Origin of the sequence: Aeromicrobium sp. YIM 150415, assembly GCF_016918125.1 — a bacterium.
GTDB classification, from domain to species: Bacteria; Actinomycetota; Actinomycetes; order Propionibacteriales; family Nocardioidaceae; genus Aeromicrobium; species Aeromicrobium piscarium.
In genome coordinates this window covers 107718-122876 of sequence record NZ_JAERWM010000004.1, presented here as the reverse complement: position 1 = coordinate 122876, position 15159 = coordinate 107718, and the positions used below count along the sequence as shown (strand labels likewise).

The 15159-nt window shown below is 68.8% G+C and carries 17 protein-coding genes; 11 read left to right on the top strand and 6 right to left on the bottom strand.

Going from position 1 to position 15159, the window contains the following annotated elements:
* Positions 1 to 3: 3 nt before the first annotated feature.
* From JL108_RS02290 to JL108_RS02280, 3 genes are all read right to left on the bottom strand, one after another.
* Complete coding sequence (locus JL108_RS02290; RefSeq protein ID WP_205196702.1) at positions 4 to 294, bottom strand: hypothetical protein; 291 nt, start codon at positions 292 to 294, stop codon at positions 4 to 6.
* 139 nt (positions 295 to 433) lie between these two features.
* The gene (locus tag JL108_RS02285; protein WP_205196701.1) at positions 434 to 898 is read right to left on the bottom strand and encodes a hypothetical protein; all 465 of its coding nucleotides are present in this window, start codon (positions 896 to 898) and stop codon (positions 434 to 436) included.
* Between the two features lie 60 nt (positions 899 to 958).
* Positions 959 to 1420 carry a hypothetical protein gene (locus tag JL108_RS02280; protein ID WP_205196700.1) on the bottom strand — a complete coding sequence of 154 codons (462 nt, stop codon included), beginning with the start codon at positions 1418 to 1420 and terminating at the stop codon, positions 959 to 961.
* Between the two features lie 138 nt (positions 1421 to 1558).
* On the opposite strand from JL108_RS02280, the gene JL108_RS02275 reads away from it, so the two are divergent.
* The 6 genes from JL108_RS02275 (at position 1559) to JL108_RS02250 (ending at position 7415) form a co-directional block, all read left to right on the top strand.
* Entirely contained in the window at positions 1559 to 2107 is a 549-nt protein-coding gene (locus JL108_RS02275) for a Uma2 family endonuclease (protein ID WP_205196699.1), read from the top strand.
* Positions 2108 to 2188: 81 nt separating this feature from the next.
* A complete protein-coding gene (locus JL108_RS02270) occupies positions 2189 to 3778 on the top strand; it encodes a GMC family oxidoreductase (protein ID WP_205196698.1) in 1590 nt (529 codons plus the stop codon).
* Positions 3775 to 5271, top strand: a complete 1497-nt coding sequence (locus tag JL108_RS02265) for an aldehyde dehydrogenase family protein (RefSeq protein WP_205196697.1) — start codon at positions 3775 to 3777, stop codon at positions 5269 to 5271. The genes JL108_RS02270 and JL108_RS02265 overlap by 4 nt, the downstream gene beginning before the upstream one ends.
* 113 nt (positions 5272 to 5384) lie before the next feature.
* The gene (locus tag JL108_RS02260; protein ID WP_205196696.1) at positions 5385 to 5945 is read left to right on the top strand and encodes a Uma2 family endonuclease; all 561 of its coding nucleotides are present in this window, start codon (positions 5385 to 5387) and stop codon (positions 5943 to 5945) included.
* Positions 5946 to 5987: 42 nt separating this feature from the next.
* Entirely contained in the window at positions 5988 to 6746 is a 759-nt protein-coding gene (locus JL108_RS02255; RefSeq protein ID WP_205196695.1) for an SGNH/GDSL hydrolase family protein, read from the top strand.
* Between the two features lie 48 nt (positions 6747 to 6794).
* The gene (locus tag JL108_RS02250; protein WP_205196694.1) at positions 6795 to 7415 is read left to right on the top strand and encodes a maleylpyruvate isomerase family mycothiol-dependent enzyme; all 621 of its coding nucleotides are present in this window, start codon (positions 6795 to 6797) and stop codon (positions 7413 to 7415) included.
* 1 nt (position 7416) lies between these two features.
* Here the strand turns inward: JL108_RS02250 and JL108_RS02245 are convergent, their stop codons facing one another.
* Positions 7417 to 8118: a M23 family metallopeptidase gene (locus tag JL108_RS02245; protein WP_205196693.1), complete on the bottom strand. Its 702-nt coding sequence runs from the start codon at positions 8116 to 8118 to the stop codon at positions 7417 to 7419.
* Between the two features lie 232 nt (positions 8119 to 8350).
* Here JL108_RS02245 and JL108_RS02240 point away from each other — a divergent pair, with 232 nt between their 5' ends.
* The 3 genes from JL108_RS02240 (at position 8351) to sucD (ending at position 10818) form a co-directional block, all read left to right on the top strand.
* The gene (locus JL108_RS02240) at positions 8351 to 8605 is read left to right on the top strand and encodes a hypothetical protein (protein WP_205196692.1); all 255 of its coding nucleotides are present in this window, start codon (positions 8351 to 8353) and stop codon (positions 8603 to 8605) included.
* Between the two features lie 139 nt (positions 8606 to 8744).
* A complete protein-coding gene (sucC, locus tag JL108_RS02235) occupies positions 8745 to 9908 on the top strand; it encodes an ADP-forming succinate--CoA ligase subunit beta (protein ID WP_205196691.1) in 1164 nt (387 codons plus the stop codon).
* A gap of 13 nt (positions 9909 to 9921) precedes the next feature.
* Complete coding sequence (gene sucD / locus JL108_RS02230) at positions 9922 to 10818, top strand: succinate--CoA ligase subunit alpha (protein WP_143911254.1); 897 nt, start codon at positions 9922 to 9924, stop codon at positions 10816 to 10818.
* Between the two features lie 65 nt (positions 10819 to 10883).
* Here sucD and JL108_RS02225 read toward each other — a convergent pair whose 3' ends face one another.
* Both JL108_RS02225 and JL108_RS02220 read right to left on the bottom strand, forming a co-directional pair.
* Positions 10884 to 11312, bottom strand: coding sequence for a hypothetical protein (locus JL108_RS02225; protein WP_205196690.1), 429 nt, complete (start codon positions 11310 to 11312; stop codon positions 10884 to 10886).
* Between the two features lie 87 nt (positions 11313 to 11399).
* Positions 11400 to 13220, bottom strand: coding sequence for a hypothetical protein (locus JL108_RS02220; RefSeq protein ID WP_205196689.1), 1821 nt, complete (start codon positions 13218 to 13220; stop codon positions 11400 to 11402).
* Positions 13221 to 13391: 171 nt separating this feature from the next.
* Between JL108_RS02220 and JL108_RS02215 the strand changes: the two genes are divergently transcribed.
* Entirely contained in the window at positions 13392 to 14519 is a 1128-nt protein-coding gene (locus tag JL108_RS02215; protein WP_205196688.1) for a DUF6350 family protein, read from the top strand.
* Entirely contained in the window at positions 14494 to 15153 is a 660-nt protein-coding gene (gene purN, locus JL108_RS02210; RefSeq protein ID WP_307837174.1) for a phosphoribosylglycinamide formyltransferase, read from the top strand. Before JL108_RS02215 ends, purN begins: the two co-directional genes overlap by 26 nt.
* Positions 15154 to 15159: the final 6 nt, after the last annotated feature.

Below are 15159 nucleotides of genomic sequence, written 5' to 3'. Positions count from 1 at the left end.
GTGTCAATCGCCGGTGGTGTCTCTCCAGATGTGCCGGCTGAGGGCGGTGACGTCGCGGTCGAGGTGCTCGAACTTGGTGTCCATGGTGTCGAAGCGGGCGTTCATCTCGCCGTGTAGGCCGTCGATGCGGTGGTGGACACCGTCGATCCGGCCGATCATCTCGCCACGCAGGCCGTTGATGGACGCGGCGATGGTGCGGTTGATCTGGACGGTCATGAGGGTCATGGCACCGAGCATGATCGTGGTGAAGACGCCGATGAGGGTCCATACCTGGGGGTCGTTCACAGCGCTCATCTCCTCATTCTGACCGACACGTCGGCCTCGGCACCAGTACTGAGGCCGACACTAGGCAGGCCCGCCGACGAGGTGGAAGGGCGATGCGACCGGCTGTGGATGAACTCGGCGACACCTGCCGGCTGTGGATGATCCAGGGTCAGGCCAGCTCGATCACCGCATCGGTGACCTGCTCGCGGCAAGGGAAATCACCGAGGGTCCGTTCCTCACGGCGCGTGGTGCCGGACTGGGTGCGGTCGGTGCCGTCGACGTCGACGAGCTCCAGCTCGTAGGTCAGAGTCCGGTACCCGTCCGTGGGGATCGGGAGAGATCCATCCTCGCGAACCCGGTAGTCCTCGCACTCGGTCGGGTCCTCGCAGGAGGCCGGCACGAAGGTGCCTGCGGCCACGCGGCGCAGATCGAACACCTGGGGCTCGTCATCGTCGTCATCGCGCAACTCCACCCGGATGGCGAGCACCCCGGCGAATGCTCCTGTCGTCGTCTCGATGCGGACCTCGCCGGTATGACCGGTCCATGCGCAGCCGATGCAGCCCGAGCCGGAGACGAGCGCCGTCACGACGAGCGCCGTCGACACGGTGAGACGCCGGAATCGGAGCGAAGGCATGGGTTCCACCCTGCCCGCGGGGCGAAGGTGTTGTCCACAGAATCCGCGGCAGCGACAGAGTCAGGCGAGGTCGATCACCGCATCGGTGACTCGCTGGGGACACGGGAAACCTATCGTCCGCTTCTCGCTGGCGGCGGTTCCCGCCTCGGTGCGCCGGGTGCCGTCGGTATGGATCAGCGCTATCTCGTAGTCCAGCGGCTCGTGCTCCGTGGCCACGATCGATAGCGCGATCGACCCCTCGCGATCGAGGCGATGCGCCTGGCATTTCGTGGGATCACGGCATTCGGCGTCGATGAAGGAGTCGCGTGCGACGCGATGCAGCTCCACCGACGCTGGCTCCTCACACCCCGGTGGGCAGAGGCGGAGACGAATCTCCGTCACCTCGTCGAAGGTCCCAGCAGGGGCCTCGATGCGGACCTCGCCCGCATAGGCGATCGCCGCGCAGCACCCTGAGAACACGCCCACCGTGACGGCGGCGACGATCACCGCCGCCGCCCGTCGCCGGAGAACGGGAGCCCGCATGGCTCCCACCCTGCCCGCGGGACGAAGGCGTTGTCCACAGGTGGCGCGACGGGCGATGGACAGGTCTCCCGGGTCCTCCGAAGCTGGTTGCGTGGGGTTCACGCGTGGGATACTGGCCAGGAGACGAGGAGGTGCGCGATGTCGGTGGTGCTGCCCGCAGGTCCGGGGCCGTGGACGGTCGACGATCTTCCGGAGTCGACGGTGCCGGTGGAGCTGGTCGACGGGAAGTTCGTCGTGAGTTCCGCTCCCACTCCTCGTCATCAACTGGTGTCCGCGCGGCTGGTGGCGTTGCTCGACCGGCTGGGATTCGCCGGGCGGGTGGTCGCGGCGAGCGATGTGATCGTCGATCCGCACAACAGTCGCCAGCCCGATGTGCTGGTCGTCGCACCGGGTGTCGACCTGTGGGACGGGCCGGCCTTGACACCGCAGGACATCGTCCTGGCCGTCGAGATCGTCTCCCCGAGCTCGGTCACGACCGATCGCGTCCTCAAGCCCGCTCAGTACGCCGCGGCCGGCATCGGGGGCTACTGGAGGATCGAGACCGAGCCGCGACTGGTACTCACCGCCTACGCCCTCCAGCGGGGTGATGATGTCTATACCGAGACCGGCACGTGGACCCACGGGGAACGGGTGACCGTCGCCGAACCCCTCGACGTGACCTTCGAGCTGGCCGAGCTGCGCCGCTGACCATCCCGACCGTGACACTGCTTGTGTCACGGATCACTCCCGTCTACGGTGAACTTCACCGTTGACGAGTGAGGAGCCGTGATGGCAGAGGAGACCTTCGACTACATCGTCGTGGGGTCGGGGAGCGCCGGGGGTGTGCTCGCCGCGCGGCTCACCGAGGACCCGACGGTTCGCGTGCTGCTGCTCGAGGCGGGGCCCGAGGACGATGACGACATGATCCGGATCCCCGCCGGATTCTCGTCCCTGTTCAAGACGCGCTGGGACTGGAACTACTGGACGACACCCCAAGAGCACCTGGCCGGGCGTCGCGCGGACTGGCCGCGGATGAAGGCCCTCGGCGGATGCTCGTCGATGAACGCGATGATCTACATCCGCGGCAACCGCGCCGACTACGACGGCTGGCGCGACGACTTCGGCGCCGAGGGCTGGGGTTACGAGGACGTGCTGCCGTACTTCGTGCGCAGCGAGTCCAATGCCCGGCTGTCCGGTCCCTTCCACGGCACCAGCGGTCCGCTGCGGGTCGAGGACCGGCGCTTCACGCACGAACTGAGCGAGGCCTTCGTCGAGTCGGCCGCGCGGGCGGGTCTTGCGCGCACCGAGGACTTCAACGGCGCGACCCAGGACGGAGCCGGTCAGTACCAGGTCACGCACCACCGGGGCCGACGCTGGTCGGTCGCCGACGCCTACATCCGTCCCGCCCGGCCACGGCGGAACCTGACGATCCGCACCGAGGCCTTCGTGACGCGCATCCTGATCGACGGCGCGGGTCCGCGAGCCACCGGTGTCGAGTACGAGCGCTTCGGCGTCACCGAACGGGTACGCGCCGAGGCCGAGGTGCTCCTGTGCGGCGGGGCGATCAACAGCCCCCAGGTGCTCATGCTCTCGGGCATCGGTCCGGGCGACCATCTGCGCGAGCACGATATCGAGGTCGTCGTCGACTCACGCGGAGTCGGAGAGGGGCTGCAGGATCATCCGGTGGCGGGGACGCTCATCGAGACCCAGGACACGAGCGACCTCGCCGAGGCGCAGACCCTCGGCAATCTCGCGCGCTGGCAGACCACACGCCGCGGACCGCTGGTCTCCAACGTGGGCGAGGCGGGAGCCTTCTTCGCCAGCCACGAGGGGCTGGAGCACCCCGATATCCAGATCCACCTCGCGCCGACAGGCTTCTATCACAACGGCATCCACGAGCCGGTCCGCCGCATGGTCACCGTCGCGCCGACCCTCGTCGACATCCACAGCCGTGGCCGGCTGCGGCTGCGATCGGCAGATCCGCACTGGCATCCGGAGATCGATCCCGGCTACTTCACCGACCGCCGGGACCTTGACGCGATGGTGGGAGGGTTCCGGCGGGTCCTCGATATCGTCTGGCAGGGCCCGCTCGCGCGATACCTGCGGGCGCCGGTCGAGCCCTCGACCACCGCCCCGTCCGATGACGATCTCATCGAGGTGATCGCCCGGCTCGGCCAGACGCTCTACCACCCGACGTCCACCTGTGCGATGGGCTCGGGCGGCGACAGCGTGGTCGACCCGCGGCTCCGGGTCAACGGAGTGGAGGGTCTGCGGGTGGTCGACGCCTCCGTCATGCCCCGCGTCGTGCGTGGCAACACCCATGCCCCCACCGTCATGATCGCCGAGAAGGCGGCCGACCTCATCAGGAGTGGTACATGAGCGAGCACACCAGCGAGACCTTCGATTCGCTGAATCCCGCGACGGGGGACGTCGTCGGCACCTACCCCATCGATTCGGACGAGCAGGTGCGCGAGACGGTCGCCCTTGCCCAGCACGCCGCGGCGTGGTGGGACGAGATCGGCTTCGCCGGCCGGCGGGAGCTGCTGTTGCAGTGGCGCAGCGTGCTCACCCGCCGGATCGAGCAGATCGCCGACCTCGTCCACCGGGAGACGGGCAAGCCGCACGGCGACGCTCTGCTCGAGGCGGGCCTCGCCGTCGACCACATCGACTGGGCGGCCAAGCACGCGCCGAAGGTGCTCGGACGCCAGAAGGTCGGCTCGGGACTGCTGATGGCCAATCAGGTCTCGACGGTCGAGTACAAGCCGCTGGGGGTCGTCGGGGTGATCGGTCCCTGGAACTATCCGGTGTTCACGCCGATGGGCTCGATCGCCTACGCCCTCGCGGCGGGCAATGCCGTCGTGTTCAAGCCCAGCGAGTACACCCCGGGCGTCGGGCGATGGCTCGTCGACACCTTCACCGAGGTGGCCCAGGGAGCACCCGTGCTGCAGCTCGTGACGGGCTTCGGTGAGACCGGCAACGCGCTGTGCCGATCGGGGGTGGACAAGCTCGCGTTCACCGGCTCGGCCGCCACGGGTCGCAAGGTCATGGCCGCATGCGCCGAGACTCTGACACCCGTGGTGATCGAGGCCGGCGGCAAGGACGCTCTCATCGTCGACGAGGACGCCGACCTGTCCGCGGCGGCCGAGGCGGCCTTGTGGGGTGGCATGTCGAATGCCGGTCAGACCTGCATCGGCACCGAGCGCGTCTATGTCCATGAACGCGTCTTCGACCCCTTCATGGACGAGCTGCTGGATCGCGCGCGGGCGGTGCGCCCGGGGTACGACGACGGAGGCCTGTACGGTCCGGCCACGATGCCCTCGCAGCTCGGCATCATCCGCGAGCACATCGAGGACGCGATCGCCCGCGGGGGCACCGTGGTGCTCGGCGGTGACGATGCCGTCGGCGAGCGCTATGTGCAGCCCACCATCATCACCCACGTCCCCGAGGACTCCCTCGCGGTCACGCAGGAGACTTTCGGGCCGACCCTCGTCGTCAACCCCGTGACGTCGATGGACGAGGCGGTGGACCGCACCAACGCGACGGCCTACGGGCTCGCCGGAGCGGTCTTCGGTCGCAAGAACGCCGAGAGCATCGCGCTTCGCATCAGATCGGGGATGACCTCGGTCAACTCGGTGATCTCCTTCGCCGCCGTTCCCACGCTCCCGTTCGGAGGCGTGGGGGAGTCGGGCTTCGGCCGCATCCACGGACCCGACGGGCTGCGCGAGTTCACTTACCCGAAGGCGATCACGGTGCAGCGGATGAAGCCGCCGCTGGCACTCACGACCTTCGACCGGGACCGCAAGACCGAGGGTCTGTTCGCGAAGCTGCTGACCGTGCTCTACGGCGGATCCTCGACCCTGCCCCGCCGCTGACCTTCTCCACAGGTTCCGGCATCGGCGACGTTCTCCACAGGTCTTCCTCGGGGCCTTGGCGAGGGCGTCCCGCAGACGTTGACTGTGGGACATGGACGAGGAGAGGACCTATCATGAGTGTCATGGCCGCCGAGATGCTGAGCCTGCCGCGGGGGCGTCCGTTCACCCGCGACGACCTCGACGCGATGCCCGACGACGGGCATCGCTATGAGCTGCTCGACGGGGTGCTCGTCGTGAGTCCGGCACCGAGGATCGTCCATCAGTTCGCCCTGGGAGAGCTCTACACCGTGCTGCGTGCGGCCGTGACGCCAGAGCTACAGGTGTTCTTCGCGCCGGTCGATGTGGTGCTGGCCTCCGACACGGTCCTCCAGCCCGATCTGCTGGTGGCGCCGAGAGATGACTTCACCGAGCGGGACCTTCCGACGGCTCCGCTGCTGGCGATCGAGGTGCTCTCGCCGTCCACTCGGCGCTTTGACCTACTGCTGAAGAAGGAGCGCCTGGAGCGCGCCGGTTGCGCGCACTACTGGGTGGTGGACCCGGAGGAGCCGTCGATCACCGCCTGGAGGCTCGTGGACGGTGCCTACCAGCAGACCGCTCGGGTGATCGGCGACGACCGCTTCGATGTCGCTGAGCCCTTCGCGATCGGCTTCGCTCCCGCCGACCTGGTGGAGTGACGCCTTCGGGCCGACCTGGCCGCCCGTCCTATGCTGGAGGGCGTGTCTTTTCATCGTTACGTGGCAGTAGGGGACAGTTTCACCGAGGGCGTCGGCGATGCCGACCCGTCGCGGCCGAACGGCGTCCGCGGCTGGGCGGACCGGGTCGCGGAGGTCCTCGCCGCCCGCACCGATGACTTCGGCTACGCCAATCTCGCGATCCGCGGCCGTAAGCTCGGCCCGATCGTGGCCGAGCAGATCGATCCCGCGATCGAGCTCGCCCCGGACCTGGTGACCATCTACGCGGGAGCCAACGACATCCTGCGCCCCAAGGTCGACATCGACGACCTCATGGGCCTCTACGACACGGCTCTGGGCAAGCTGGCCTCGACCGGCGCCCGGCTCGTGCTGTTCACCGCCTTCGACCCGGCAGGATTCCCGATCTTCGGCTCGCTGCGGGGACGTTTCGCCATCTACAACGAGCTCGTCCGCGAACTGGCCGAGCAGCACGAGGCGACCCTGGTGGACTTCTGGCGCCTGCGTGACTACCGAGACGACCGCCTGTGGGATATCGACCGGATGCATATGTCCAGCGCGGGTCATCAGCGCATGGCGATGGCGGTCCTGGACGCGCTCGGCGTGCCGCACGACCTGGAGCCGCTGCCCCTTGTCGAGCATCCTCCGCTGTCACGTGCGGAGCGCCGCTCGGCGAATGTGGACTGGGTCCGCGAGTACGCCGGGCCCTGGGTCAAGCGCCGGGTCACCGGGACGTCGAGCGGCGATGCCCTCGATCCCAAGCATCCGGACTACGTCAGCCTCTGATTCCTGCGAACCTCGGCCGGGCCGCTGTCGATCTGGCAGGGTGAGCAGATGGATGTGCTGGAGATGGCTCGTTGCGAGCGGGCCGACCTCGCCGATCTGCTGGAGACGCTGACGCCCGAGCAGTGGTCATCGCCGAGTCTCTGCAGCGGGTGGTCCGTGCACGATGTCGTGGTCCACATGGTCAGCTACGAGGAGCACGGCCCGCGGGATCTGCTGGGACGCTGGCGGCGGGCCGGGTACTCCTTCGGACGCCTGAACGACGTCGCCCTCGAGGAGTATCGGGGGATGAGCCCGCGCGAGTCGATCGCCTTCCTGCGTGAGCATCTCGAGCCGCGGGGAGCCACCTCGCGGTTCGGCGGAAGGGTGGGTCTCGCGGACGGCCTGATCCATCACCAGGACATCCGGCGCCCGCTCGGTCTCGTGCGGACGATCCCTCCGGAACGACTTCGGTGCGTCCTGGCCTTCGCGATCCTCGCACCGCCCTTACGCGGCGCCTGGCACGCGCGCGGCGTGCGGCTGGTGGCCGAGGACCTCGACTGGGAGTGGGGGCGCGGACCGGAGGCCCGTGGTCCCGGCGAAGCGGTGCTGATGGCGCTGGTCGGACGCCGGGGAGCCGCCGAGGAACTCACTGGCCCCGGTGCCGCCACATTGCGCGACCGATTGGGCTGACTCAGAGTGTGACGCTGTGGTCGGCGAAGGCCGTCATGGGATCGATCGGATCGCCACCACCGGGACGGACCTCGAGGTGGAGGTGCGGGCCGGTCACATTGCCGGTCGATCCGGTGTAGCCGATGACATCACCGGCGCGGACGGTCTGACCCGCCTCGACGGTGATCCGGCTCTGGTGGGCGTACCACATCTCCGTCTCGGTGCCGTCGTCGAGCACGATGACGGTCTTGTTGCCGTAGGCGCCCTCATAGCCCGCCGACTTCACGGTGCCGCTCGCGGCCGCGATGATCGTGGATCCGGAGGGACCGGCCAGATCGAGGCCGGTGTGGCTCCCGCTGGACCAGAGCCCGCTGGACTGGCCGAAACGTGCCGTCAGCCGGTAACCCGCGACCGGGACGACCCACTGGTTGGCGATCTGCTCGGAGTAGGACTCGACCGTGCGCTCCACGGCATCGCGCTGTTCGGCGATCACCGCGAGCTGCTCCTGCTGATCGGAACGCTGCTCTTCATAACGCTGGCGATCGAAATTGCGGCTGATGTCCGTGCCGTTGGTGCTGCCGAGATCCGCTCCGCCGATATAGGACTGGCTGATCGTCTGGTACTGGCTCGCTGAGAGGGCACCCTGATCGGTGAGACCGCCGGCGGCCACCGTGCCGACCCCCGCGGACGCCACGGCGACGAGGCCGGCGATGGCGGGGGTCACACGAAGATTCAACGACCGCTTCGACTTCGGGGCGACTCGCTTGCCGCCGCGTGGGGTCTGCTGACTCCCAGTGCGGCGAGGCGCTGTCGGCTTCACACAATCTCCGTAACGTCGGCGAGCAAACTCCATCGAGGTTAGCGCATGGATGGTTGCCTCTTTCAACTTCTCAGCCGAAGTGATAAATATTCGTCCGGCTCCAGGAGGGTCGACACTGGCATGGCAGGCTGGCGCCATGACCGCGAAACGGCTGCTCATCGGGGCAGTGGGTGATGACGAGGATGCGATCGCGGCCGCCGCGCGCCGGTGGCGGGATGCGGGCGCCGAGGTGGTCTATCTCGGGGCGGGCGTTCAGGCGGAGGCCGTCGCCGCGGCTGCGATCGGTGAGGACGTCGCCGCCATCGTGGTGGACGCGAAGGGTGCCGAGCCGGTGAGGGCGGCCCTCGCACGCGCTGGCGCCGAGGACATCGAGGTCCGGGTCTCGGCATGAGGCGCCCCGCAGTTCCGGGACGAAAGACGGCCCCGCCGCAGGACTGGGGTGCTCGGCCCGATAAAGTCGGCACGGCTCGAAGGGCGCCTGCCAGCTCCGCGTAGTAGCGCCACTGACTCGACGAAGGACGGTTGTCACCGTGGATTTGATGGAGTACCAGGCGAAGGAGCTCTTCGCCAAGCACGATGTGCCGGTCACGCTCGGCGCCGTGGTCACCACCGCCGACGAGGCCGAGGCCGCGGCGCAGGAGATCGGTGGCGCCGTCGTCGTCAAGGCGCAGGTCAAGGCCGGAGGCCGCGGCAAGGCCGGAGGCGTCAAGCTCGCCAAGACGCCCGCCGAGGCCCGCGAGCACGCGTCCAACATCCTCGGCATGGAGATCAAGGGGCTCACGGTCAACCGGGTCCTGATCGTCCCCGCCGCCGAGATCGTCGAGGAGTACTACTTCTCCTTCCTGCTCGACCGCTCCAACCGCAGCTACCTGACGATTGCCAGCGTCGAGGGCGGTGTGGAGATCGAGGAGGTCGCCAAGACCAACCCCGACGCCGTCCGCCAGATCCCCGTCGACGCCACCACCGGCGTGGACGAGCAGAAGGCCCGCGAGATCGTCGCGGACGCGCGCTTCCCGATCGAGCTCGTCGACCAGGCCGTCGGCACGATCCTCGCGCTCTGGAGGGTCTTCGTCGAAGAGGACGCCACGCTCGTCGAGGTCAACCCGCTCGCGCGGCTGGCCGGTGACAAGCTCGAGGCCCTCGACGGCAAGGTCTCGCTGGACGAGAACGCCGACTTCCGCCATCCCGACCACGCGCAGTTCGAGGACAAGGCCGCGGCCGACCCGCTCGAGGCGAAGGCCAAGGAGAAGGGCCTCAACTACGTCAAGCTCGACGGCGAGGTCGGCATCATCGGCAACGGCGCGGGTCTCGTCATGAGCACCCTCGACGTCGTCGCCTACGCCGGCGAGGCGCACGGCAACGTCAAGCCCGCCAACTTCCTCGACATCGGCGGCGGCGCCTCGGCCGAGGTCATGGCCAACGGCCTCGACGTCATCCTCGGTGACGAGCAGGTCAAGAGCGTGTTCGTCAACGTGTTCGGCGGCATCACCTCGTGCGACGCGGTGGCCAATGGCATCAAGGGCGCCCTCGAGCTGCTCGGGGACAACGCCACCAAGCCGCTCGTGGTGCGTCTGGACGGCAACAAGGTCGACGAAGGCCGCGCCATCCTCAACGAACTGAACCACCCGCTGGTGACCCAGGTCGACACCATGGACGGTGCCGCCGACAAGGCCGCCGAGCTCGCGAACGCGTAAGGATCAAGCAGACATGTCGATCTACCTGAATTCCGACTCCAAGGTCATCGTCCAGGGCATCACCGGCGGCGAGGGCACCAAGCACACCGCACTGATGCTGAAGGCGGGCACCAATATCGTCGGCGGTGTCAACGCCCGCAAGGCCGGCACCACCGTCTCGCACGTGGACGCCGAGGGCAAGGACGTCGAGCTCCCCGTCTTCGGCTCCGTGGCCGAGGCCATGAAGGAGACCGGTGCCGATGTCTCGGTCGTCTTCGTGCCCCCGCCGTTCGCCAAGGACGCGGCCATGGAGGCCATCGACGCGGGCATCAGCCTGCTGGTGGTCATCACCGAGGGCATCCCGGTGCAGGACACGGCCGAGTTCTTCGCCCACTCGCAGGGCACCAAGACGCGCATCATCGGTCCGAACTGCCCCGGCATCATCACCCCGGGCGAGGCACTCGCAGGCATCACGCCGGCCACGATCGCCGGCAAGGGGCCGATCGGTCTGGTGTCCAAGTCGGGCACGCTGACCTACCAGATGATGTTCGAGCTGCGTGACTTCGGCTTCACCTCGGCCATCGGCATCGGCGGCGACCCGATCATCGGCACCACGCACATCGATGCCCTCGAGGCCTTCGAGGCCGACCCCGACACCAAGGCGATCGTCATGATCGGCGAGATCGGCGGCGACGCCGAGGAGCGGGCGGCCGAGTACATCAAGGCCAATGTCACCAAGCCGGTCGTCGGCTATGTCGCGGGCTTCACCGCCCCCGAGGGCAAGACGATGGGCCATGCTGGCGCGATCGTGTCCGGCTCGTCCGGCACGGCGGCGGCTAAGAAGGAGGCCCTGGAGGCTGCGGGCGTCAAGGTCGGCAAGACGCCGAGCGAGACGGCCGAGCTCATGCGAGAGATCTTGCAGAGCCTCTGACGCCATCTCACGACGAAGCCCCCGGGATCTGGTCCCGGGGGCTTCGTCGTGTCCACGGGACCGCGTCAGGCGGCCTTGCGGACCAGCTCGCGCAGCGTCCGCTCGACCTCGTCGTCCCACTCCACGACCGCGAAGGACGTCGCCCACATCGCGCCGTCGTCCAGGTGCGCGTCCTCGTTGAAGCCGATCGACGTGTAGCGGGTGTCGAACTTCGATGCCGGCTGCACGAAGGTCACCACCTTGCCGTCGCGGGCATAGGACGGGAACCCGTACCAGGTCTTGGGATCGAGCTGAGGGGCCTCCTCGGTCACGACGACGTGGAAGCGCTCGGCCACGAGCCGGTCGAGCCCCTCCAGAGCCGCGATGGCCTCCATACAGGCATCGAACTCCTTCGCCTTCTTGGCCGCGCCCTTCACGCCCTTAGCGGCGCGCAGCTCCTCGGCGCGTTGTTTCATGGCGGCGCGCTCGGTGGCGCTGAAACTGTCCTCGGACATGGATCTCCTCGTGGTGCTCGAACGAACCGTGATGTTCGCTGATTCACCTTAGGACTGCGAGGAGGGGTGGTGCTTCTCGATTCGTGATCACTCGTCGGCGTAGGCGAGGCGCTGACCGGCCCGCTCCATGATCGCCCCGAAGTCCTCCGCGGTGAAGGTGTTGTCGCCCGACGGCGGGGCGAGCACCTGGGTGATCTCCGAGCCGCGGCGGACGACCCCCATGCGGTAGTAGACGCGCTCGTCCTCACCGGTCTCGAAGCTCAGCCTCCAGCTGACCCCGACGAAGCCGCCGGTATCGATGTCCTCGCGTTCGTCGATCTGTGCCGAGAGCTCGCTGTCGCCGCATCCATCGACCGCGGCGGCGATGCCCTCCAGGGTCTGCTGTGCGGCGTCATCGGACTCCAGCCGCGCGCTGGTCTGCGCGACGGCGAACTCCGGCGGCAGGTCGTCGGCATCGGGGATGGCGATGAGCCGGCTCGCGACCTCGGAGAACTGTTCGCCGCTGAAGTCGGTCTTGTCGCAGAGGGAGGCGGCCGGGTTGAAGCCCTCCGGCTCCTGGGCCGGGCCGGCCGCCCACACGCGGTCGATCGAGCCCAGCGGCGGCATGTCCACCACGCTGAGGAAAGAGGGGTACTGGTCGGTGACGGGAGGCAGGGCCGGCTCGACGGTGATGTCATTGGTGCACTCACCACCGGAATCGGCGCACACCCTGGCGATCGAGTCGTTCAGCGTACGGGCGAACTCGTCGACATCGGTCGGCTCGGTGCCGTTGACCTCGTGGATGAGCGTGCTGGTGACGGTCCCCGACTGCGCGAGGCCCACGCTGATGAACCGTGCGGGATCGCGATAGGACTGCAGGCGGATGATCTTGAAGTCGCCGAAGGGGCGTTTGACGGTGTACGCGTCGATCAGCCGGGTCCGCGGATGGGCGCAGTTCGCGTACCAGTCGCGCAGTGTCGTATACGCCTCCTGCGAGGCCTCCTGGCTCCGGGACACCTCGATCGACTGCGCGACCCGCTCTCCGGCGGGACTCGTGCTGTACGCCCGCACGAACACCTTCAGAGGGTCGCTGTCGGCGAAACGGGTCGGCGGACAGGTCGAGTAGGGGGTCGTGTTCTCGGTGTTGGTCTCGGTGGCGTCGACCTTCCACTCCTGCTCGGGATTGAGGCGCTCGACCTGATCGAGGGAGAGGAGATCGTCCTTGTCGATATTGTGCGCATCGAGGATGACATCGGGGCGCTCCGCGCCCATCTTCTCCCGATAGGGCAGGCCCTCGACCGTGGCCAGGGCGTCCCCATTGGTGGCCACGAAACCACCGGCGAGCACCGCCAGTACCGAGACGGCGACCAGGATCGCGGCGCCGCGGCGCCCACCCTGTCGAGCCGCGCGGCGCAGCGCGTCCGGCTCGGGGAGCTCGAGCGTGTCGACGCTGTCACGGAGCGTCATGAGGCGGGACTCGAGTTGTTCCAGGGGCTGGGTGAGTGCGGCCTCCAGCCGGGTCAGCGCATTGCTCGCCAACTCCATGCCGATGGCATCGTCGATCTGCATCTCGCGCGTGGCGTCGTCGAGATCGACGCCGGCGACCGTGAGCAGTGTCACGATGCGGCGTTCGTCGTAGTCGAGGTCGTGCAGCGCTCCGAGCAGTGCGGTGTCGCCGCCATCGTCGTGGCGCTTGCGCAGGGGGTGGACTCCGCGGGAGAAGGACGTCAGCTTGGCGGCCTGATCGCGGACATAGGCGACCGGATCGCTGCTGTCGCGCAGCCGTCCCCACGCACGCCAGGCTCGCTGGTAGGCGTCGACGCTCGCATCACGCGCCACCTGCCGGTCCCCGCACAGCGCATAGGTCGTCGCTACGACCCGCCGACGGGTGGCGCGGTAGAAGTTGTCGAACTCGTCGACACGCGTCATCGGTTCTCGACCTCCTGTGAGCATCCGTGACGGGTCCCGTGCGCGGGCTGGCCCCGTGCTCCGGCGACGCGCCGGGCGACACGCCGTGCGCGGCCGGCCGTTCTCGAACCGCGGGGGAGCGGCTCGGCGTGGCAGGCTGCGACATCGCAACTTTACAGGTTGGATGGGCGGGTGCCTGACCGGATGCGTGCTGCCGACTCCTGGCGCCCCGCCCTCCTGACGGCGGCCGCCGCCGTCGCGATACCGGTGATCGCAGCGATCCTCGTGGTGGCGGCGGTGACCCAGGACGCCGGTTGGGCGACTCTCCGCGCGGGGGTGCGCGTCTGGCTCGTCGCGATCGGCGCGGGCCTGCATGTCGGCGAGACGTCCATCAGCCTGGTGCCCCTCGGAGGGGTGCTGGCCGCCGGCGCGATCGCGGCCGCCGTGGCCGCGCGGCAGGCGCATCGAGACACACCCGATGCCGTCGTCTTCGGTGCCGTGGCCGGCGCCGGTGCCGGGGCCCTCGCCGCCACGCTCTCCGCCGCGACCTCGGTCGGGTCGATCGGCACCTCCTTCGTGCGAGCCGCCTTCGGTGCCTTCGTGGTGGTCGGAGTCTCGGCCGCGATCGCCGTGGCGATCCGGGTGCCCGGGTCGTTCCGCCTTCCCGCATGGTCGACACCGATGCTCCCCGCGGTGCGAGCCGGAATCCGCGCCGGCGCACTGATCCTGGGCTACGCGGCCACGCTCGTCGCCGTGCTCGCTGCCTTCCAGGTCCGCCGCGCGGGGGACCTGTGGGCGGCGCTGGACCCAGGGATCGGAGGCGGAGTGGCCCTGGCGATGGTGTCGTTGATGTCGCTGCCGACGATCGTGGCCTGGGCTTCCGCCGCGCTCATCGGACCGGGATTCGCGCTCGGCACCGATACGAGTGTCTCGATGACCGGTGTGGACGTCGCCGCATTGCCGGCCTTCCCTCCGCTCGCGGTGATTCCCTCGCCTGGGCCCTTCCCCGATCTCGTCGTCGTGCTCATGGTCGTCCCCGTCCTGCTGGCCGGATGCGCCGGATGGCGATGGGTGGCGGTACCCGCCGACACGTCGCTGTGGACACGCGTGGCGCTCGGAGCGGGGGCCGGTGCCGTCGCCGGGGTGATCGTCGGCCTGGTGGCAGCGACCGGCCGCGGGGCGGTCGGCCCGGGTCTCCTGGCCGATGTGGGCCCTCCGATTCTCAGCACCGCGGGCATCGCCATCGTCTCGTGGGCGCTGGCCGGGGCGATCGGCGGTGCACTGGGCCACTATCGTGGTCTCCGTGCCGACCAGGAGTGACCGTCCCGCGCGCATCGTCGTGCTCGTCTCAGGCAGCGGCACCAATCTCCAAGCGCTGCTCGACGCCGCCGCGGATCCCTCGTTCGGGGCCGAGATCGTCGCCGTGGGCGCCGACCGCGACGGCATCGAAGGTCTGCGCCGGGCCGAGCGGGCCTCGGTGCCGACCTTCATCGTGCGTCTCGCCGACCACCCGGACCGACCGGCGTGGGATATCGCCCTCGCCGACGCCGTCGCCCAGCACGACCCCGATCTGGTGGTGCTGGCCGGGTTCATGAAGCTCACCGGCCCCGCTTTCCTCGGGCTCTATGCCGGTCGCACGCTGAACACCCATCCGGCGCTGTCACCGGCCTTCCCGGGCATGCACGGACCCCGCGACGCCCTCGAGTACGGCGTCAAGATCACCGGCGCGACGCTCTTCGTGGTCGACGAAGGTGTCGACACTGGCCCGATCGTCGCCCAGGTCGCCGTACCCGTCCTCGACGAGGACGACGAGGACGCGCTGCACGAGCGCATCAAGACCAGCGAACGGCGCATGCTCGTCGAATGGGTCGGGCGCCTCGCGCGCGACGGCTACATCGTCGACGGACGCCGGATCGTCTCGCCTCCACCAACGTCAGTCCAGAACCAGGAGTAAGACCCT